This is a genomic window from Maribacter orientalis, from assembly GCF_900109345.1.
Taxonomy (GTDB): domain Bacteria; phylum Bacteroidota; class Bacteroidia; order Flavobacteriales; family Flavobacteriaceae; genus Maribacter; species Maribacter orientalis.
The window spans coordinates 52,119-74,180 of the sequence record NZ_FNZN01000014.1; the positions used below are offsets into that span (position 1 = coordinate 52,119).

Annotated in this window: 12 protein-coding genes; 5 read left to right on the plus strand and 7 right to left on the minus strand. The window is 34.7% G+C overall.

The annotated features are described in order from the left end of the window. Window positions 1–50: 50 nt before the first annotated feature. From BMY56_RS18075 to BMY56_RS18090, 4 genes are all read right to left on the minus strand, one after another. Entirely contained in the window at window positions 51–470 is a 420-nt protein-coding gene (locus BMY56_RS18075; RefSeq protein ID WP_091627595.1) for a response regulator, read from the minus strand. Further along, window positions 451–4,647, minus strand: coding sequence for a PAS domain S-box protein (locus BMY56_RS18080; RefSeq protein ID WP_091627598.1), 4,197 nt, complete (start codon window positions 4,645–4,647; stop codon window positions 451–453). The genes BMY56_RS18075 and BMY56_RS18080 overlap by 20 nt, the downstream gene beginning before the upstream one ends. Before the next feature lie 348 nt (window positions 4,648–4,995). Next, the gene (locus tag BMY56_RS18085; RefSeq protein WP_091627601.1) at window positions 4,996–7,218 is read right to left on the minus strand and encodes a SulP family inorganic anion transporter; all 2,223 of its coding nucleotides are present in this window, start codon (window positions 7,216–7,218) and stop codon (window positions 4,996–4,998) included. 2 nt (window positions 7,219–7,220) lie between these two features. Then, on the minus strand, window positions 7,221–8,093 hold the full coding sequence (locus BMY56_RS18090) for a universal stress protein (protein ID WP_091627604.1): 873 nt from the start codon (window positions 8,091–8,093) through the stop codon (window positions 7,221–7,223). A gap of 130 nt (window positions 8,094–8,223) precedes the next feature. Between BMY56_RS18090 and BMY56_RS18095 the strand changes: the two genes are divergently transcribed. After that, on the plus strand, window positions 8,224–10,083 hold the full coding sequence (locus BMY56_RS18095) for a cation:proton antiporter (RefSeq protein WP_091627607.1): 1,860 nt from the start codon (window positions 8,224–8,226) through the stop codon (window positions 10,081–10,083). Here BMY56_RS18095 and lepA read toward each other — a convergent pair. Continuing rightward, window positions 10,080–11,876 (minus strand): translation elongation factor 4, encoded by a 1,797-nt coding sequence (gene lepA, locus BMY56_RS18100; RefSeq protein ID WP_091627610.1) that lies wholly within the window; start codon window positions 11,874–11,876, stop codon window positions 10,080–10,082. The genes BMY56_RS18095 and lepA overlap by 4 nt on opposite strands. A gap of 202 nt (window positions 11,877–12,078) precedes the next feature. On the opposite strand from lepA, the gene BMY56_RS18105 reads away from it, so the two are divergent. Both BMY56_RS18105 and BMY56_RS18110 read left to right on the plus strand, forming a co-directional pair. Continuing rightward, window positions 12,079–14,484 carry an outer membrane beta-barrel family protein gene (locus BMY56_RS18105; protein ID WP_091627612.1) on the plus strand — a complete coding sequence of 802 codons (2,406 nt, stop codon included), beginning with the start codon at window positions 12,079–12,081 and terminating at the stop codon, window positions 14,482–14,484. A 107-nt stretch (window positions 14,485–14,591) separates the two neighbouring features. Continuing rightward, window positions 14,592–16,991: an outer membrane beta-barrel family protein gene (locus BMY56_RS18110; RefSeq protein WP_091627615.1), complete on the plus strand. Its 2,400-nt coding sequence runs from the start codon at window positions 14,592–14,594 to the stop codon at window positions 16,989–16,991. A gap of 280 nt (window positions 16,992–17,271) precedes the next feature. Here BMY56_RS18110 and BMY56_RS18120 read toward each other — a convergent pair whose 3' ends face one another. After that, window positions 17,272–18,378: a TolB family protein gene (locus BMY56_RS18120; RefSeq protein ID WP_091627617.1), complete on the minus strand. Its 1,107-nt coding sequence runs from the start codon at window positions 18,376–18,378 to the stop codon at window positions 17,272–17,274. A gap of 35 nt (window positions 18,379–18,413) precedes the next feature. Here BMY56_RS18120 and BMY56_RS18125 point away from each other — a divergent pair, with 35 nt between their 5' ends. Together BMY56_RS18125 and dusB are read left to right on the plus strand one after the other, a co-directional pair. Next, a complete protein-coding gene (locus tag BMY56_RS18125) occupies window positions 18,414–19,640 on the plus strand; it encodes a M28 family peptidase (RefSeq protein WP_091627620.1) in 1,227 nt (408 codons plus the stop codon). Window positions 19,641–19,860: 220 nt separating this feature from the next. Next, entirely contained in the window at window positions 19,861–20,859 is a 999-nt protein-coding gene (gene dusB, locus BMY56_RS18130; RefSeq protein ID WP_091627623.1) for a tRNA dihydrouridine synthase DusB, read from the plus strand. Here dusB and BMY56_RS18135 read toward each other — a convergent pair. Then, window positions 20,856–22,061: an ABC transporter permease gene (locus tag BMY56_RS18135; protein WP_091627625.1), complete on the minus strand. Its 1,206-nt coding sequence runs from the start codon at window positions 22,059–22,061 to the stop codon at window positions 20,856–20,858. The two genes, dusB and BMY56_RS18135, sit on opposite strands and share 4 nt — an antisense overlap. Between the last annotated feature and the right edge of the window lies 1 nt (window position 22,062).

Here is a 22,062-nt window from a genome sequence, read left to right on the forward strand (position 1 = left end):
GAAGATTCACGGGCTAAAAACTTAATTTTTTGTAATGTAAAAAGTTTAAATCAATCTTCTAACAGCAATTCACTAATTTGATGGTGTGCCAAAGGCTTGGTAAGTTGCTTTTTAACTACATAATACTTCCCCCCCTTTTCGGAATCTAAAGAATCTAATGACGAGCTTAAAAGGTATACTTTACAGTGATTTTTTAAGTCTTCTGGTAGTTTCAGGTATTCGTCTAAGAATTCAAACCCGTTCATTCTTGGCATTTTAATGTCTAAGAAAATTACATCGGGGAATGCCTCTTTTTTTTCAATAATGGCGTTTAGATAGGCTAAAGCATCCAAGCCAGAGGTCTTGACTGTAATTTGCGAAATGTTTTCCTCTTTAGAGATTATGGCTTTATTAATGAAATTATCCACATCCGAATCGTCAATCAAAAGTATACTTATATCCTTAGTCATATTATTTTCTACCTGATTCATTTGGTATTTTTATAGTAAACATTGATCCTTCTCCCAATTTTGATTCTACTACCATAGAACCGTTTAGTTTTGTCAACACTTCTTTTACGATGAACAAACCTATACCAGACCCCATTATTCTAGAGGACACTCTATAAAACATATTAAATATATTATCGATTTCTTTTTCTTCTATCCCTAAACCATTGTCTTTAATAATGATAATTGCTTCTTTTTTTGTGGTGGTAACATCGAGCCAAATAGAAGGCGACTTCTTTTCTATATCATGATATTTAATCGCGTTCGAGATGAAATTATTTAAAACAATAGAAATTCTCTTGCTATCGGAAACAAAACTTACTTTATCATTAACGCTTATTTCTATGTTAATCTTATTCGTATTCTCTAAATACCAAAGACTTTCTATAGAGCTCTCTATTAAATTAGTAAAATTTATGGTTTCTACATTGACTTTAAGGTGTTTATTTCTCGAATATTCAATAATGTCTTTAATAAAGTCGTCTAATCTAATAATAGATTTCTCCATCATATTAAGTTTAGTAACTAAACTAGGTTTATTTTCTTCTGTTAAAATAAGGTTTATAAGACCTAAGACCGAAGCTAGCGGAGCTCTTAGTTCATGAGATGCGCTGTACACAAAACTATCAAGTTCAGAATTTGTTTTCTTAAGTTGAATATTTTGAAGCTCTAGCGCCTCTTCTGCCTCTTTTCGCTTAGTGTCATCAATTAAATTGACCAAATAATTTTGTTTGTTGTTAAAAAATAATGACTCTATTGATACAGAAAGAGACATTTTTCGGCCGCTTTTTAAATTTATTTTAAATTTTTGATTTATTACTCTTCCATGTGTTAGAAAGTGTTTCCATAATTTTTCTCTTTCATTGTCATCATAGTTTTCCATTACAGCGACGGCAGATTCCATAATTGTATTTCCGATTAACCCTTCTCGTGTAACGCCTAATAATTTATAAACAACATCATTGGCTTCGATAACTTTTCTTTCGCTATCAAGCATAATCATGCCCATTAAATTGGTTTGAAATGCTTTTGTAAATTTCTCTTTGTTTTCTCTAAGTGCTTCTTCTGCCAAAACACTTTTGGTGATATCCATAGAAGTACCATGTAATTTTATGGGTTTACCTTCATTATTATAAACATTCTCATTGAAACTTAAAATATGTTTAACGGTTTTATCTTTAAGGCAGATTTTATATATCGTAGGGATCGTCTGATCTTCATCTTGTTTTCTACTCAAAACCTCTGCTAATACATTAGAGTCGTCAGGATGAGTAAATTCAATTGCTTCTTCTAGAGTTATGCTCGTCTTATCAGGAATACCATATATTTCAAACATTTCATTAGACCATTCTACGAGATTATTTTCCAAGTTCCAGTCCCAATAGCCAATTTTTCCAATTCGAATGGCAGCGTCCATCTTATTTTGCAGTTCAAGAATTTTGTTGTTCGCTTCCTTTTGTTCTGTAATATCAACAACGGTACCTCTTAATTTAACAGGTAAATTATCCTCATTAAAATCAGCTTCCATTTCTATATGCAAGTATTTAATTGAGCCATTGTTGTCAAATATTCTATATGTATATGAATGCGTGCCATTTTCAACAATTGTTTCCTTCAAAACTTTACGGTGAAGATCCACGTCATCCGGATGAATTAATTTTTCAAGTAATGGAATGGTAATAGTGGTGCCTGGCTTAACATTGTAAATTTCATACAATCTGGGAGACCAATTGGCATTTTCTGTTTCAATATCATAGTCCCAATACCCAATTTTACCAATGCGTATTGCAGCATCCATTTTTGTTTGTAGGTCAAGAATTTCATGCTGTGACCTTTTATGCTCAGTTAAATCAAAGGCGATACAACCAATACCAATGGGTTCATTTGATATTTTGTCACGAATTATAAAACCTGAAAATTCGGCAGGTACTATTTTGTTCGTTTTAAAATTCTTAAAAGGAACTTCCATGCTCCACACCCCCGTTTTGTGTAAATATGTAAGATGTTTGTTGATTATATCATCACCATATTCTTCTGGAAAAAAGTCAGCAATAGAAGTCTCAGTAATATCCTTCTCTGCAGAAAAACCAACTAATTTTTTACCTGCCTCATTTAAGTAAAGTGAATTACCCTCCAAAGATGTTAACCCAATAAAGCCAGGGCTATTTTCAATAATGGCAATTAATTTTTGGTTTTCTTGATCTGCTTTTTTCTTTTTGGTGACGTCCCTAAAATATACGGTAATACCTTCTGGAGAGGGATATAGTTTATTTTCTATCCAAGAATCAAATTGTGGATGATATTGTTCAAATTTAATGTAAGTTTGATTTTTCATGGCATCATGAAAAAATGAATACGCCTCCGTTTTAGCGAAATCCGGATATTCTTCCCAGACATTTTTGCCAATCAATATTTTTGGATCAATGTTTAATATTTTTGCAGCCCGCGCATTTATATAAGTATAATTCCAATGCCGGTCAATGGCAATGAACGCATCGGATATACGTTCGGTCAATTCGCGATATTTAATTTCGCTTTGTCGAATTTCGAGATCGGCTTTTTTTCTATCTGTTTGATTTATATAGGTGCTTAAGCTGTATTTTTTATTTTGATATTCATAGTGCTCCATTGAGGTTATTAAATGTAATATTTCCCCTTTCTTAGTTTTAAACTCTAATTCTATTTTACCAACCCTTTCTGAAGATCCAAATGCGCTAATTGCGGGGTTCTTTTTTAAGGCCTCTTCCAAATCTAATAGGCCTAGTTCTGAAATGGTCTTACCTTTTACTTCTTCAAGCGTATACCCTATTAAGTCGAGAAAATAGCTATTGGCATCAAGAAAGCGTTTATTATCATCTTTAATAACCATGCCAACAAAACCACTATTAAAAGCTTTGCTAAATTTTTGTAGATTATCTTCAGCAATTAGCTCTAATTCTTTTCTTTCGGTGATGTCTCTTAGAATACCTAATAAATCACCATTAGGAGTCATTTTTGCATTAATTTCTCCATAAAAAGAGGAATCGTCCTTTCTAATCATTTTCCTTTCATGTAGAATAGTATGTCCTGCTTTTAATTCTTTAAACTTAATAGGGTTATGCTTTAGCTCTTCAGCATCATAAATATCCTTTAAGTTTATACCTATTAATTCATTTATAGTATAACCCAACATTTTTGCACCTGAAATGTTTACATCTGAAATGACACCAGTAGAACTTGTTAGGAATATGCCATCTGATGCTTGTTCTACAAGTGTTTTTAATTTGTTGTTGCTTTCATTTAACAACTTAGTTTTTTGTAGTACCAATTGATTTAGCCTAAAAGGTTGACGAACTAGAAACCAAACGAGAATTCCACAAACTAGTGAGAGTAAAAATCCTAAAACAGAAAAGATAATAATTGTTGAGTAAGAAGTAGGTTGATTTGAAATCACATAAAGCTTCCATTCGCCTTGGCTTGTGGTAAGAGATACGTTTATAGCTTCACCTTTCGATATATCTTTAGAAGAATAAAAGACCTCCTCTGTTTTATTGGGGTTGATTTTTGCAAGTTGATAGTAAAATTGAGGGTCGTCTAATGAATCTATCTCTACTGCATTAATTACAGTAGATAACTTTATAACTGCAGCCACAAAACCATTGAAGCCATCATCATTAAATAGAGGTCTTCTACCAACAAAACCAGAACCGCCTTGATTAAGATAAATTGGCCCTGCTGTGAAATAATCTTTTCTTTCCAATGTGGTAATTGCTCCATCTTTACCAATAGAATCTTTAAATATATTTAATCCTAGAACTTCATTGCCTGCCAATGGGTAAACATGGGTAATCACCCCATCTTTGTTAACGAGTTCTAAAGCATCAATATTTTTGTTGCTATTTATAAGTAACTGTGCAATACTGTCAAAGTTGTCGGGTATACCGTAATTTTCGACAATGAACGCCAAGGTTTGGGTTGCTGTCGAACTTTGTCCAAGAATGCCTTGTAAATCCTCTTCTAGTTCTAAGGCCCTTTCATTTACTTTATGTTGCTCGTTTTGATTTTGTATTTTAAATCTTTGATTAGTGATGGTTTGCGTTATAATCAACACCAATAGAAATGCCAAAAAACCATATAATAATGGTTTTTTGAAAACAGAATGCTTATTAAATTCAGGCATTTAAAATTCTTCTAAATAAGAAAGGCTTTAGGTTATAATTAAAAAGTATGCTTTAGTCTAATTTAAGTTTTGATATGGTGATAAACGATATGGTATTTATATCAAAAATTTTTATTTTAATATTCAGTGCTGATTATAAATCGCAACTATTAAAATAGTTAAACTTTAAGCTAAGTTAGAAAAGACATTTGTAAAATCGGGTATTTCTTTCATCTTTTGTAAGATTAAATTAGGATGTAAGAACCACACTTGATTATTGTATACTAGCAAGTTATAGATGAAAAATTACGATTATTATGGCTTTGATGTTTTAATTAGTAATATCTGGAAAATATTCTAAAGAGATAATTAAACAGTGATACTTTGAGCAAGCAATAAGTTTAATTGTTTGCCGAAATAGAGCATGGCTTTAATTTCCTTAACACTTAACAATCTTTCTTTTTTCATGATTAAAATAGAATCTCCATTGGTTTCAATGTGATAATACGGATTGCTTTCTAAAAACAGTATTAATTCGTCGGTAAACAAATTTTGTATTTCATCTTGATCTTCACCACTTAAGAAAAAGCGTTTGTTAAAATCTGGATGATTTTCTAAGTGAATGTCTTTTAAGCCTGCCAAACCATAGATGAAATCTAAAAGGCCTTCTTTATCCAAAGTAAATACAGGTATGGGTCGCGTTACCTTAATATGCAATATCGTAGTTTTTACAACTTCTCGCGCAATGAATTCACCTTCACTAAACTCGATATCAAATAGGTGAAATGTTTTTGTTTCATCATATAAACTATTGTAGAAAAATGGCACTTTTCTAGTTCTAAAAAAAATAAACTTATTTAGAAATTTGGTTTTCTTTGATCTATTGGGGGCGTAAGACCATTTATACTCTTTTGCCATAGATTTTAAAAGACCTTGTCTTTTTGTAAAATACTTTTCAATAGGACCAAGTTTGGTCAGTGGCAATAACTTTCGAATAGCAAATGGATGTTTTGAATCTGCACCATGTTTGTCGAACCCAATAATTTCAATACTTCCATCTTTCTTTGAAAAGGTATCAACATAGTTTTCTAAACCCTCCATTACGGTGTGGTCTACAAAACTACATAATGAAAAATCAAGGATTACATTTTCATTTTCGGGAATAATATCTAACTTATTCTTGAGCCTATAAAAGTTTAGAAAACTAGCAAAGTACTTGACACTGATGTAATAATTACCTGCATCTTTTTCTTTAAACATTAAAATGTTAGGCTTGACCAAATGATTTACGAACAATGAGACACTCTTATTCAATACTACATGAATTAAAAAGGTCACTAAGATACCCATGGCTATGCCAGTAATAAGATTGGTAAATAAGGTTGTTAATAGCGTTGCTAAAAAAATCAGTATCTGTTCTTTTCCTATTTGTGCAATCTTCGAGAAATTTTTTGGTGTTGCGAGCTTATAACCAGTATATACAAGAATTGCCGCTAAAGCCGCTAAAGGTATTCGTCTCAATTGATCTTGAAAAAGAAGCACGAATATGACAAGAAAAAGAGCATGGAAAAAATTAGCAGATCTATTGGTCGCACTATTGTTCACGTTAACTGAACTTCTTGCAATAACGGTCACCACATTTAAACCACCCACTAAACCACTTAGGCTAGTAGCTAAACCAAGGGCTTTTAGGTCTTTATTTACATTTGATCTTCTTCGTTGGGAATCAAGTTTATCTACCGCTTTAATGCTTAATAATGATTCTATACTTGCGATTAAAGTAATCGCCAAAACAGTCATTATAAAATCTAGCTCCAACGCTTTTGAAAAATTGGGAAATGCTAAATTGGAGAGAACATTATCGGGGATATTTACTAAAAATTTATCTTTTAAGGGATATGGAAGATTTAGCGAAACAAAAATATAACTTAAGCTTACCGATAAAATTAAAATCCACATGGGCGCAGGAATTAGGTGTAAGTACTTATTCCTTATTTTAGAATAATTTGCCATGATAACTAGCGCAACTAAACCAATAATTGCTGCAATTAGTTCCTCTATATGGTAATTTTCATATAAGCCTAGTATACCTTCAGGTATCTGTACAAGCAAATAAACGATACTGCCATGTTCATTATTATGACCAATCATAATATGAAATTGTTTAGCGAGAATACCCAGTCCTATAGCAGCTAACATACCTTCAATAGCAGATGCGGGAAAGAAATCTGCTAACCTACCCATTTTTAGAAACCCAAGAATAAGCATGAGAATACCAGAAAAAACAATTGCTGCAAGCGTAAATAAATATCCCTCATATAAGTCACCACCTCCTAAAGTTGTTATAGCGCCTAATAGAACGATTACTAAACCATTTCCAGGTCCGGTAATAGTTACATTAGAGCCCCCTAAAAGAGAAACTACAATTCCACCAACGACAGCTGCAATAATACCGGAAATTGGAGGCGCCTCACTTGCCAAGGCTAACCCAAGACCTAAGGGTAGTGCAATAAGAGACACCACAAAACCAGAGAATAAATTCTTGGGAAGTGAACCAATGAATGTTGAGGTTTTCTTTTTTTTGGCTGTCAAATCTATTTTCTAACAATTAATAAATCGGTTGGTAAATCAGATAAAATGTATTCTATGTCATGTGGAAAAATTCGGTCCCAAATACTAGTTTTCATAGGGGCATTCATTACTAAAAGATCAGCTCTGGCTATTTCGGCATAATGCCCAATTGAATACCCTCTTTTTCCAAATATACTTTGCGTTTTAACATTTATATTTTGAGTGATATTTTTAGGTAAGTTGGAAACAATATTTTTTACCCTAGATTCTTCTCTATGCCTCAGCCGTTGTTTAATAATATTCGCTTTTTTTAATGAGCGGTCATCTTCAACAGTAACATGTATCTCCTTTGGCAAAATTTCCTCAACTATGGTGATTTGTTGTGCACCAAGTAAACTAGAAAAATAAAAGGCATGTTCAATGGCCATTGGGGTATCTGGAGCATCTAGACCGTTAACCACAACGTGCTTACAAGGTACTCGTGTTTCTGATGGTTTTATTAATAATAACACAGAACAGTTTACTTTGCGCGTTAGCTTTCTAGCAATCGAGCCCACATAAAATTGAAATCTATTCTCGTGCTGCAGTGCACCCAAAATTAACAGGTCAATATTCAAATCTAAACAAGCTTTGGTTATGACAGACTCAGGATTTCCTTCTTTCCAAAGAATGTCAATAGAAAGGTCTGAATGTTTCGTTTGAGATACAATGGTATTGATCTCACTTAATTTTTCAGGAGTGTTTTTACCTACATGTAATAAAATTAATTTGCAATTTAGGAAATGGGCAATACGGGTAGATTCTAAAATATTTACCTTAAGCGAAGGTGAAAAGGCAAAGCCGAATAAAATCGATGAATATAACTTGATAAGATTCTGATTAATGGGTTGTGCCATCCAAGATAAGGCTTAATTATAAGAAGGAAAATTGCCTATTTAATTCAGGTGATTAAGAATGCACTGCTTAGGTATAGTTTTTATGGTAATTAATACGCTTTAATTGTTATTTTTATCCAAAATAAATAATATGTTAGAGCTTGCAGGAATCATTATATTGGGGATACTTGCTCAATGGGTAGCTTGGCGCTTAAAATTACCCGCAATTTTACCTTTAATTCTTATCGGCTTAATGGTTGGACCATTTTCTACGCTTTATACTGTCGATGGCTCTAAATTAATAGAACCGATCTGGAATGGGGATAATGGACTTTTTCCTGGGGAGGGTTTATATTATTTTGTTTCTCTTGCAATAAGCATTATACTTTTTGAGGGCGGACTAACCCTTAAACGTTCTGAGATAAGGAGCATTGGCCCGGTAATTACTAAATTAATCACTTTAGGAAGCGTAACTACATTTTTTGGGGCAGCATTAGCGGCATATTTTCTATTTGGTCTTTCATGGCAGTTGTGTTTTTTATTCTCGGCTTTAATTATTGTAACAGGACCTACAGTAATTACCCCAATTTTAAGAAACATTCCGCTTAAAAAAGATGTATCTGCAATTTTGAAATGGGAAGGCATTCTTATAGACCCTATCGGGGCGTTGGCAGCTGTATTGGTATATGAATTTATAAGTGTAGGCGAAGGTCAAGCATATACAATGACCGCATTAGTAGAGTTCGGTAAAATTTTATTATTCGGTTTTACGTTTGGTTTCACATTTGCACATGCCCTTACTTTTCTAATTAAGAAGAGCTTTATACCACACTATTTACTGAATGTTGTCACACTTTCGGTAGTGTTAGGTGTTTTCGTAATGTCTGATGTTTTTGCTCATGAATCGGGTTTATTGGCCGTTGTAGTCATGGGGATGGTCATGGGAAATACAAATTTGCCCAATATTAAAGAGCTGCTCTATTTTAAGGAATCTTTGAGTATTCTTCTAATTTCAATATTATTTATATTACTAGCAGCTAATATCAATATTGCAGATCTAGAATTAATATATACGTGGAAAACCGTGGCCTTATTCTTATCTATTGTATTACTAATTAGGCCGCTTGGTGTTTTTCTTAGTTCTATTGGCTCAAATTTAAAACTTAACGAGAAACTATTTATTAGCTGGGTAGGCCCTAGAGGTATTGTTGCTGCTGGTATAGCTTCACTTTTTGGATCTAAGCTATTATCAAGAGGAGAGCCAGGTGCAGAGTACATTACTCCTTTGGTGTTTATGATTGTTTTAGGCACAGTTCTATTGAATGCCACAACTGCTCGATTGTTTGCAAAATTAATAGGGGTCTTTCTTAAAAAATCAGAAGGTATATTGATTTTGGGAGCATCAAAAGCCTCAAGGTTAATAGGCTCATATTTACATCAGAATGATCGACATGTCGTTTTGATAGATAATAATCAATCAAATATAGATAAGGCCAATAAATTAGGATTGGAAGCCATTTCGGCAAACATTTATTCTGATAGTTTAACGGATAATATAGAACTAAGCGATATTGGATATTTAATGGCGCTTACAGGTAATTCTGATATCAACAAATACGCCATCAATAAATTTCAAGATATATTTGGGGAAAACGGTTCTTTTAGGTTGGTCGATGCAGATGAAATGTCTGACCCAGAAAATAATCCTAAAGAAGGGCTATTTTCCCATACAGTTGATTTTATTAAACTAACTGAAGCATCTAGAAAGTATCCGGCAATACATGAAATTAAACTTCACGATACGGAACATTACGAAGGGTTGATAGAAATCACCAAGGCCGACGCTGACATTGTACCTTTATTTCTTAAAAATCCTGAAGGGGATATAGAAATAATTACAGCCTTCAGCAAAGATTTTACTGATATAAAGGAAGGCTACAAATTAGTTTATTTGGGCAAAATATTTCCGTCTGAAAGTCAAGAAAAAGAAAGTGTTAAAGAAATTTCTTAATCGTTCAGTTTAAGTACGGCCATAAAGGCCTCTTGAGGTATTTCTACATTACCGACTTGACGCATACGCTTTTTACCTTTCTTCTGTTTCTCCAAAAGTTTTCTTTTACGGGAGATATCACCACCATAACATTTGGCGGTTACATCTTTACGTAATGCTTTAATAGTTTCTCTAGAAATAATTTTAGAGCCTATGGCCGCTTGAATAGGAATATCGAATTGTTGTCTTGGTATAAGTTCTTTTAATTTTTCACACATTTTTTTACCAATGGTAGCAGCATTATCAGCATGTATCAACGCGGAAAGTGCATCTACCGTTTGTGCGTTCAATAATATATCGACACGAACCAATTTAGATTCTCTCATGCCAATTGGCGTGTAATCGAAAGAAGCATAGCCTTTAGATACCGTTTTTAGGCGGTCATAGAAGTCGAAAACAATTTCTGCCAAGGGCATATCAAAGTTAAGCTCAACACGCTCTGTAGTTAAATAGGTTTGATTCGTAATCTGTCCTCTTTTTTCAATACAAAGAGACATAACGTTACCTACGAAATCAGCTTTAGTAATTATGGTAGCTTTAATATATGGCTCTTCAACACGGTCTATGGTTGATGGGTCTGGCAAATCGCTCGGATTATTGACAATCATTGGAACCTGTGGGTCCTTACGAGTAAAGGCGTGGTAGCTAACGTTGGGTACCGTAGTAATCACGGTCATATCAAACTCACGCTCTAAACGTTCTTGAATGATTTCCATGTGAAGCATGCCCAAGAACCCACAACGAAAACCAAAACCTAGCGCAGCACTACTTTCTGCAGCAAAGACCAAAGAGGCATCGTTCAATTGTAATTTTTCCATAGAAGACCTCAACTCTTCAAAATCTTCGGTATCTACGGGGTAAATACCAGCAAATACCATTGGCTTCACATCTTCAAATCCTGCAATTGGGTTTGTGGTTGGGTGTGCAGAATCGGTAATTGTATCACCCACTTTCACTTCACGTGCATCTTTAATGCCCGTAATCAAATACCCTACATCACCAGCCTTAATTTCCTTTTTAGGTTGTTGCGTTAATTTTAAAGTTCCTACCTCATCGGCAAAGTAACTTTTATCAGTTGCAACGAATTTTATCTTCTGTCCTTTTTTAATAGAACCGTTCACGACTCTAAAGTAGGTTTCAACACCTCTGAATGGATTATAAACAGAATCAAAGACAAGCGCCTGTAATGCTTCGTCTGGATTTCCTTTTGGCGCAGGAACTCGCTCAATTATTGCACTTAAAATTTCTTCGATTCCAAGACCTGTTTTCGCACTTGCCGGTATAACATCTTCTGCTTTACAGCCCAAAAGGTCAACGATATCATCTGTAACTTCTTCTGGGCTAGCACTTGGTAAATCGACCTTATTTAAAACAGGTATAATCTCAAGGTCATTTTCTAAAGCCAGGTAAAGGTTAGAAATAGTCTGTGCTTGTATACTTTGTGCCGCATCTACAACCAATAACGCACCTTCACAGGCCGCAATAGATCTAGAAACTTCATATGAAAAATCTACGTGACCAGGAGTGTCGATCAAGTTTAGAATATATTGTTCACCCTTATAGGTGTAGTCCATTTGTATGGCGTGACTTTTTATAGTGATACCACGCTCTCTTTCAAGATCCATACTATCTAATAATTGCTCCTTTTTCTCTCGATCGGTAACCGAACCTGTAAACTCTAACAGTCGGTCGGCCAAGGTGCTTTTACCATGGTCAATATGTGCAATAATGCAGAAATTTCTAATGTTTTTCATAGCGGTAGCGGTAATAAAAGTGCAATTTTAAACCAAGAATAGTACTCGGCTTTAAAGAGCAATTGCAAATATAATCTAATTTATAGCGCTAAGCTTGAGTGTAATCGCCAATTTATAGATGTTACCTTTTCTTTGGATTACATAAATTGTAAAGGATTACAACGTTTTTTTAATTAGATTTGAAATTCAACCCAAGTTACTATTGAAACTACTATTTGCGATTTTAATCTTTACCTTAGGTATATCAGATTGTGTGTTTAGTCAAACCTATGAATTAAAAGGTGAGGTTAAAGACCAATTTCAAGAACCTGTTGCCTTTGCTTCTGTTTTTCTTTTGAATGTTACAGATTCTATTTTGGTTAAAGGAACTTCAGCAGATGAGAATGGTATTTTTTCTATTTCTAATATTTCAGAAGGGCTCTATTTTTTAAAAGCATCTTACGTGGGTCAGATGTCAAATAATCTTGCAATAGAGATTTTAAAAGACACAAAAATTGGCGCTGTAATTATAGAACAACAGGCAGAGGAACTTAATGAGGTTACCGTAACAAGTAACAGACCTGTAGTAGAACGTAAGGTAGACCGCATTGTTTTTAATGTTGAAAATACGGTAATTTCACAAAACAGCTCATGGGATATTCTACGTCAGACACCAGGGGTAATTGTATTGAATGACGAATTACAAGTAAGAAATCAAGCGACGACCGTTTATGTTAATAATCGAAAAGTACAATTGTCATCAGAAGAAGTTAGAAATCTATTAGAGAATTATCAAGGGGAAAATATAAAATCGGTTGAGGTCATCTATAACCCTCCAGCAAGTTATGATGCCGAAGGGGGGTCAATTTTAAATATCATTACCAGTAAAAATGTTTCTCTTGGGTATAAAGGAAATATCAATGCTGGGTATACCCAAGGCGTTTTCCCGAAATATAATTTTGGAACGTCTCATTTTTACAAGACCGATAAACTTAATGTGAATGCGAGCTACAACTTTGCTCCAAAAAAGGAATTTAAGAATACACAGAGTAATACTAATTATATTAATGATACAGGTGTCTTTTCTATTTGGGATACTGATTTTGACCAAATCATTCGAAGCAATACCCATAGCGCAGGCCTTGTTATAGATTATGATTTCGATGACAAAAATAGCCTTAGCTTAACTTCTAACGCACAATTACAACCTAAACGGGAGTCGGACTTTTTTCAGAATACCACCATTAAAAATGGTTTTGGGGTTATGGATTCTACATTTACTACGGGCAGTTACCTAAATGAAATAAAGAATAATTTATCTGGAGATCTAACCTATAAATATAAATTTAAGGAAAGTGGAAATATAAATATAAATGCCCACTACACATATTTTGACCTTGATAGATCACAAGATGTGAATTCTAATTACTTTATGCCCAATGGTTCATTTATTCGTGATTTTAATTTCTCAACCAATGCAAATCAACAAATAGAAATTAAAACTGCTCAACTAGATTATAATGATAATCTGGGAAGCGTTTTTTTTGAAACAGGAGTTAAAGGGTCATTTATCAATTCTGAAAGTAAATTGGACTATATTCTTAGAAACAATGGTTCAGAATTTATTCCAAACTTATCTGATGATTACATTTACGATGAAAATGTATTTGCAGCGTACTTTAGTTTTTCAAAAGATTGGGAAAAATGGAGCTTAAAAACGGGGTTACGGGCAGAGCAGACAGAGAGTTCGGGTATTTCAGTTAATAGTTCTAACATCAACAACCTAAGCTATTTTGAACTGTTTCCATCATTGTATTTACTTCACAATATTAATGAACACCATAGCTTTTCTTTTGATTATTCTAGAAAGTTAAAACGACCTAGATATGAAGATTTAAATCCGTTTAGAACGTACATTAATGAAAGAATCTTTGAAGAGGGCAACCCAAACCTAACCCCTAGCTTTAGTCATAATTTTAATTTTAACTATACGCATAATCAAGAATACTTCTTTGATTTTTATTACCGGAATAATGGTAGGTATATTTCCACACTTACATTTCAAGATAATGAAAATTTAGTTTTAAGGGATATTACCCAAAACGTACTCGCAAGTACTTCCTTTGGTCTTGATTTTACCTATGGTAAGTCTATCACTAATAATTGGTACTTGTATAGTTATATTTCACTCTTTCATGAAGATGAAACCTTTATTGCATTACAAAGTGAAGCCTATTCTTTTAAGAATGAATTCAACGGAGCTTATTTAGATTTAACTAATTATTTTACCCTTTCTAACGACGGTACATTTAAAGGAGAATTGGGCTTTGTTTATATGTCAGGCTATTTACAGGGGTCTTATATTCAAGAACAATCTACCAATTTAACATTGGGGCTTAGAAAGTCGTTTATGAACAATAGAGCGGTAGTTAGTGTAAGCGCTAATGATCTTTTAGGAAAATACAATGCCTATGTTTCTTCTAAATATTTAAATCAAGACAACCGCTATTTAACTACACCAGAAACACAATACGTCAAGTTTGGGTTCACGTATAATTTCGGAAATTTCCGATTAGAGGACAATCAACGTGAGATTGATAAAAGCGAGCGTGAGCGTCTAGAAAATTAATAATTCATACACTTTCAAGGTATTTGATTTTTCCTTGTTAAATCTTTAATATTTCTTACAGAATATTCCGATTTACTTTCCTACTTTTAACTCCTACAACCAACTAAATGATTAGGAATTTCTTTGCCACATTGTTTTTTAGCCTGATAGTTTCTCTTACCTATTCGCAAGATTTTGAAATTACCGGTTCGGTCTTAGATGAAGACAAAAAGCCGATGGTATTGGTAAATATTCTTTTATTGACGCAAGAAGGTGATTTTATAAAAGGCACCGTAACCAATGATAATGGCTTCTATCAGTTTTCGGGTATTAAAGAAGGCACCTATCAGATTATAGCTAGCTACATAGAAAATACGGTTGAAAGCCCGCTAATTCAATTATTTAAAAATATTGAAATTGAACCCCTTGTTTTAAATAGTGCGCAGCAATTAGATGAGGTGGTGGTTACACAAAAAAAACCAGTATTAGAACATATGGCAGACCGCCATGTGTTTAATATTGAAAATACCGCCCTTTCTGATAATGATATTTGGAGTGTTTTAAAGCGTACACCAGGCGTCATGGTCATGAACAACAAATTGTTGGTTAACGGTAGCTCGAATGTGAATATCATGATCAATGGTAGGCGAGTTAATTTGCCAGAAGATGATATCATGAATTTGCTTTCTGGTAACTCGGCAGGCAATGTTGAATCTATAGAAGTGATTACTAGTCCGCCAGCAAAGTATAGCGCAGAAGGCGGTTTATTAATCAATATTAAAATGAAGAAAAATTTAGTCTCTGGCTATAATGGTTCTGTATTCAACCGATATACCCAGGGCGTTTTACCCAAACACACCTTGGGTATGGATCATTTCTTTAAAGGAAAGAAGTTAGATTTCTCTACGAATTACAGTTTTAGCCATAATAGAGATTGGACGAGATATACCGACATTACCAGTTTTTTTAATAATGGCCAACCTAGTGAAACTTGGACAGCAGAACAGAAATCTATTGTTAACGAAAAAAGTCATACCCTGAACCTATTTCTAGATGTTCAGTTAGATGAGAAGAATACAATAAGTATCACATCCAACAGCAGCTACTCACCAAATGTTATCGATGATTATACGTCTGAAACTGAAATAGAAGACACGAATGGGGCCATTACAGCACGTTTAGCAGGCCTTAATATTTCTAATAAAGATGTTTTTAATACCGCGTATTATTTAGATTGGGTACATAAATTAAACGAAAAGGGAGCCGAGCTTTCTTTCAATACCCATTTCACGTATTATGATTACAGAATAAATCAAGAATTGAATAACAATTTTGTAGAAGGTGAATCTGTGTTTATTACAGAAGATACTTTTAATATTATATCAAATCAAATCATCAATCTGTATAGTGCACAGACCGATCTTACACAACCTTTCGGGGAGCATTCGACAATGGAGACAGGGTTAAGATATGCCTCAATTAATTCTGAGGCAAGCATAGTTCAATCTGGTTTTGACCAAAACATTGAAGGAGTAGGTCTAACTGAATCAGGTATTTTTAATTATGACGAGAAAATTTATGCAGGATATATTAGTTTAAATAATAGCTGGGAAAATTGGAAATTAAACGTAGGCTTAAGAGCAGAATATACAGAAACCAAGGGCGAATTAAATACCGAATCGATAGCAAATACCAATTCATACATGAATTGGTTTCCTACAATGGCTTTGTCTTATACAATCAATAAAAATGCATTTTATTTAAAATCATATCGACGAATCACAAGACCTAGATATAATACTATAAACCCCTTTCAATATTATTTATCGGCAAATTCTATTATAGAGGGTAACCCAAATTTGAAGCCAGCATATAGTGATTATGTGCAGTTCGATTATGTTTATGATAAAGCATATAAACTAGTCTTGTTTGCGGGCAAAAAATCTAATGAACAATCGCAACAAGTGTTTCAAGATAATACCACAAATATCATACGCACACAGTACATTAATCTAGAATCGAATAATTATTATGGTGCAGACGCAAGCGTTTCGAAAGATATCACCTCTTTTTGGAATTTGTTTTTATTGATAAGTCACTTTTATGACAAGGACAGCTTCACAGATTTAAACTCCAACACCATTGTAGAAAACTCTATTTGGACAACCCATACCCGAGCCACCAACAGCTTTACATTTTTAAATGACAAATCGTTATATGCAGATTTGACTTACATCCATTTTTCACCGAGAATTAGTGGAAACACAAAGTATGCTTCATACGGTAAATTGGGCTTATCCTTAAGAAAAACCTTGTGGAGCAAAGCAGCGAGTATTTCTTTGGCAGTAGAGGATATGTTTAATAATGGAGGTATATATGGAACAAGAAATTATCTTGACCAGAGTAACAGCACATATTCCAGATGGGAAAATAGATTGTTCATTGCAGGTTTCAGGTACAAATTCGGCAACACTAAAATAAGGGATAATTACAAAAGGAAAAACACTGAAGAGGGCAGACGTTTGTAGTATTGTTTTAAGAGATTATGGTTCAGCAAACACCAAGGCTTAACAACAGATAGATACCTGCTAAAACCATAAATACTTTACCCGCTTTTTTCTTCTGCTTAGCAAACTGTATATCTCCAATTTTTAAGGCATAGGCCATCACCAAAGCATCTAGATTACATGTTACCTGGATTAAATCATCAGGTTCAAAAATGGGAGATTACTCTGCTATTTTTTGTCGTACTTCCTTCAAGGTTATCCGAATAACAAAAGGAGATAAAACACCAATTATACTCAACAACTACTCTTGCCATTCTGCAATAAATAGATTGGTGTCTCTTGTTCCTCCATTATTTCGGTTACTTGAAAAGGCCAAGTATTTTCCATTATTTGAAAATACCGGAAAGGCGTCAAAGGTTTCACCATGCGTAACCCGCTCTAAGTTTTTACCATCAATATCTATAAAATATAGATTAAATGGAAAACCCTTTTCAGCTTCAAAATTACTGGAAAATAGTATTTTTTTTCCTGAAGGGTGAAAGAACGGACTCCAATTGGCATTTCCTAAAAAGGTTAGTTGCTTTAGGTCACTACCATCGGCATTGCAGATAAAAAGTTCCATATCAGTTGGCTCTACCAAACCTTCTGCTAATAAGGCCTTATATTTCTTAATGGCTTCTGGGGTTTTAGGCCTTGAAGCCCTAAAGATAAGTTTGGTGCCGTCTGGAGAAAAGAAAGCGCCACCATCATAACCCAATTCGTTTGTAATTTGTTTAACTCCAGTACCATCTAAATTCATGGTGTAAAGTTCCAAGTCACCACTTCTGGTTGAGGTGAATACAATTTTATCTCCCTTTGGCGAAACTGTGGCCTCAGCATCATAACCTGGTTCTGTTGTAAGTTGAGAGGTGATATTCCCCTCTAGGTCGGCCACAAAAATATCAAATGAATCATATACAGGCCACACATAATTACCATTTTTACGCAATGGCACTTCTGGGCATTCCTTATCTACTAAATGGGTAGACCCATACACAAAATGTGTATTGTCTGGCAGAAAATAGGCACATGTAGTACGTCCCATTCCTGTGCTGACCATGGGTGGTTTAGCATCCTTAAAGTTTTCATCGATATTCATCAAGAACATTTGGTCGCAATTCAAACCCCATGAGGTATTGTTAGATTGGAAGATCATTTGCGTATCGTCCCAACTCCAATATGCTTCTGCATTATCACCCCCAAATGTAATTTGCCGTATACTTTTAAAGTATTTTTCCTCAGGATATATTAATGTGTCGTTACCAGCCATTAAAGAAGGTGTTTCAACAGCAACTTCTTTTTGTTTTTTTGGCTCATTTTTACAACTACCAACCATAAATAGAAGTAAAAGCAAGATAATAGTTCTCATAGGATGCTTAATTTTGAAAGAAATAAAAATCAAAAATGACTAAAAATATTCTAATTCCGTTCATTTTGATTTTGTTGCTTGGATGTAAACAAGATAAGAAATCTCCATTGAGCATTGAGGAAGATGTTGCCTTTTTAGCAAATGATATACTAAAGGGTAGAGAAACCGGAAGCCCAGAAGAAGTAGTCGCCGCAGAATATATTCAAAAACGTTTTCAAGATATAGGCTTGTCGCCAAAGGGTAATGTAGGCACCTATTTTCAGACCTTTACGTTTACCCCTAAAATAGACCCGCATGGCCAAGTACAATTTGTAAGTGCGGATAGTACTATTACAGGTACGAATGTCATTGGATTGTTGGATAATAAAGCAGATAAAACCATTGTCATTGGGGCACATTATGACCATTTGGGCATGGGTGGTTCAGGCTCTTTATATACCGAAGGTGAAGCTGTGCATAATGGAGCAGATGATAATGCCAGCGGTGTTGCAATGCTTCTTCAATTAGCTTTAGATTTACAGAATGAGGGTAATCAGGGGAATAATTATGTATTTATAGCTTTTTCGGGAGAGGAAATGGGTTTGTTGGGGTCTAATTACTTTACCAAAAATCCGACCATCGATTTGTCAAAAGTCAATTATATGTTGAATTTGGACATGGTTGGCAGATTAAGGAAAGACAAAACATTGTCTATTACGGGAATAGGTACCAGCCCTATTTGGAATCAAGTCTTGAATGCGACGAACACCGATTTTAAATTGGTGTTGGGAGAATCTGGAGTAGGGCCATCTGACCACACTTCCTTTTATCTTCAGAATATTCCTGTACTACATTTTTTTAGCGGCCAACATGAAGATTACCATAAGCCCAGTGATGATTCAGATAAATTGAATTATGAAGGTATGCGACAGATTCAAGAATATATTGAAGCTGTAATTTTGGAGCTGAATAACAGTTCTAGATTAGCATTTCGAAAAACTAAAAATGAAAGTGAAGAAGTGCCGATGTTTAAAGTGGCATTGGGTGTTATGCCCGATTATCTTTTTGATGGAAAAGGAATGCGTATCGATGGCATAACAGAAGATAGACCAGCGGCAATGGCAGGTCTCCAAAAAGGAGATATTGTTATTCAATTAGGCGATAGTCTTGTAACAGATATGATGAGCTATATGCGCGCACTTTCTAGTTTTGAAGAAGGGAATACCACAAAGGTTATTGTAGACCGTAAAGGGGAAAAGATAGATGCAGAAATCACCTTTTAATTAGACGGTATTACATAGAGCCTTATTAGTTATTTAAAGCAGATACAAAGAATAAAGTCGTCGACCAATCTAAAAAAGGAATATACTTAACGGAAACAAATAGCTTAGTCGCTACAAGAATATTACAAAACCTTAAAACGCATCAAAGTTTATGGAAATGAATCGTCTCATGACCATCTCGTATTTTTATATAACTTTGCATCCCAAAATAAAATAGACAGTGCCCAAAATAGGAGATATACAACTACCTGATTTTCCGTTGCTTTTAGCACCTATGGAAGATGTGAGCGACCCACCGTTTCGTGCCCTTTGTAAAGAGCAGGGAGCCGATGTTGTTTATACTGAATTCATTTCTTCTGAAGGGTTGATTCGTGATGCTGCAAAAAGTGTCATGAAGCTTGATATCTATGAGAAAGAACGCCCTGTTGGTATTCAGATATTCGGTGCTAATTTAGATAGCATGTTGCAGTCTGTAGAGATTGTTGAAAAATCAAGACCAGATATTATTGATATTAATTTTGGCTGCCCGGTTAAAAAAGTAGTTTCACGAGGCGCAGGTGCCGGCATTTTAAAAGATATTGACTTGATGGTGTCTTTGACCAAAGCCATGGTCGAGCATAGTAATCTACCTATTACGGTAAAAACCAGATTAGGTTGGGACGATGATTCTATTAAAATCGTAGAGGTTGCAGAACGCCTGCAAGATGTAGGATGCAAAGCAATATCCATTCATGGGCGTACAAGAGCGCAAATGTATAAGGGCAATGCCAATTGGGACCCTATTCGAGAAGTAAAGAACAACCCAAGAATGCACATTCCTGTTTTTGGTAACGGTGATGTAGATACGCCAGAAGCAGCACTAAAAATGCGCGATGAATACGGATTGGATGGTGCAATGATTGGCCGTGCAAGTATCGGTTACCCATGGATATTTAGAGAGATAAAACACTTTTTTGAAACAGGTACACATTTAGCCCCACCAACGATGGAGGAGCGTGTTGATGCCGCCCGTCGTCATTTACAGATGTCGATTGATTGGAAAGGTGAAATTTTAGGTGTTTTCGAAACTCGAAGACATTACACCAACTACTTTAAAGGCATACCCAATTTTAAGGAACATCGCATGAAAATGGTTACTAGCGATGATTCTGCATCTGTTTTTGCAGCCTTTGATGAGGTGATGGAAAAATTTGGAAATCATAATTTTACCTTGGCCTAAAGTTCAATCAATTTCTTGTTGATACGGCTGCTTGCAATTTTAGAAGCAATAATGCCCAACACAATAATTGTTGCAAGCACAATAACAATATTGATGAATTCAAATTTTACAGGGTAAGCTAGAGAAGGGGTTATTTTCAACCAGCCGAATGCAATTTGTGACCATACAATAATGACACCGATAAGCACACCTATCAATCCGCCAAAACCGGTCACTAAAATACCTTGTACAAAGTAAATACGCTGTAATTCTTTAATGGTCGTACCTAGGCTGTAGAGGGTTTTAGAATTCTGTTGCTTGTCTAAAATCATCATGATAATTGCACCGACCACATTAAAAAGGGCAATAATAAGCACGAGGGTAAATATGAGATATGTAGCGACGTTTTCGGTGTTCAGCATTTTATAAAGTGTACTGTTCAGTTGCTGCCTATTTTTTAGTTCAACACCAGAACCTAAAATAGCCTGAATTTCTGAACGAACCGAACTAGGTTCAACGCCATCATCCATTTTGAAATTTATACCTGATATCTCCAATGAATCTTTTTCTAACAAGGCCTGAGTCAAACGTAAATCTGCAAACACATATTTATTGTCCAAATCGGCTTCTACGGCATATACACCACCGATTACCATTGGAATTTGGTTATAGAGTGATGAAATACTTTGTTGCGATATAGAACCTTTACCAGGCTTAAACGCATAAATCTGCATGGGACTTCGAAACTGATTGATGGTTACCCCAAGAATATTAGCAATACCCAAACCTGACACTACCTGTGTATCATTAACCGTCCAATCGCCCATGTAAAGTGTGCTATCTACTGCGGTGACTTTGGTATAATTACTATCTATACCTTTTATGTAGGCAATATGATTTTTACCTTGGTGTTCTAAGGAAACCTTTTCCTCTAGTTCTTTGGAATAAAAAGCTAGTCCTTCTACAGCATGTAAACGTTGTTCTTGTTCGGGGGATAAGGTAAACGTCTTTCCGGCTACAGGTAAAGCTTTTAATTGTGGGTCAAAAGATTCGGTAAACGAAAGGCTAAAGGTTTTTAATCCGGCGAAGGCCGAAAGCACAATAAACAGTGCTGCAGAACCAATAACAATAACTAAAAAGGTGATAAAATTAATGATGTTAACCGCGTTCTGGGTACTTTTTGAACGTACATACCTTTTGGCGATATAGAGAGGAAAATTCAAC

Excerpts from the sequence above, each read along its gene's own strand:
- BMY56_RS18075 (WP_091627595.1), bottom strand. The coding sequence starts at position 470 with ATGAATCAGGTAGAAAATAATATGACTAAGGATATAAGTATACTTTTG.
- BMY56_RS18080 (WP_091627598.1), bottom strand. The coding sequence starts at position 4,647 with ATGCCTGAATTTAATAAGCATTCTGTTTTCAAAAAACCATTATTATAT.
- BMY56_RS18090 (WP_091627604.1), bottom strand. The coding sequence starts at position 8,093 with ATGGCACAACCCATTAATCAGAATCTTATCAAGTTATATTCATCGATT.
- BMY56_RS18095 (WP_091627607.1), top strand. The coding sequence starts at position 8,224 with ATGTTAGAGCTTGCAGGAATCATTATATTGGGGATACTTGCTCAATGG.
- lepA (WP_091627610.1), bottom strand. The coding sequence starts at position 11,876 with ATGAAAAACATTAGAAATTTCTGCATTATTGCACATATTGACCATGGT.
- BMY56_RS18110 (WP_091627615.1), top strand. The coding sequence starts at position 14,592 with ATGATTAGGAATTTCTTTGCCACATTGTTTTTTAGCCTGATAGTTTCT.
- BMY56_RS18120 (WP_091627617.1), bottom strand. The coding sequence starts at position 18,378 with ATGAGAACTATTATCTTGCTTTTACTTCTATTTATGGTTGGTAGTTGT.
- BMY56_RS18125 (WP_091627620.1), top strand. The coding sequence starts at position 18,414 with ATGACTAAAAATATTCTAATTCCGTTCATTTTGATTTTGTTGCTTGGA.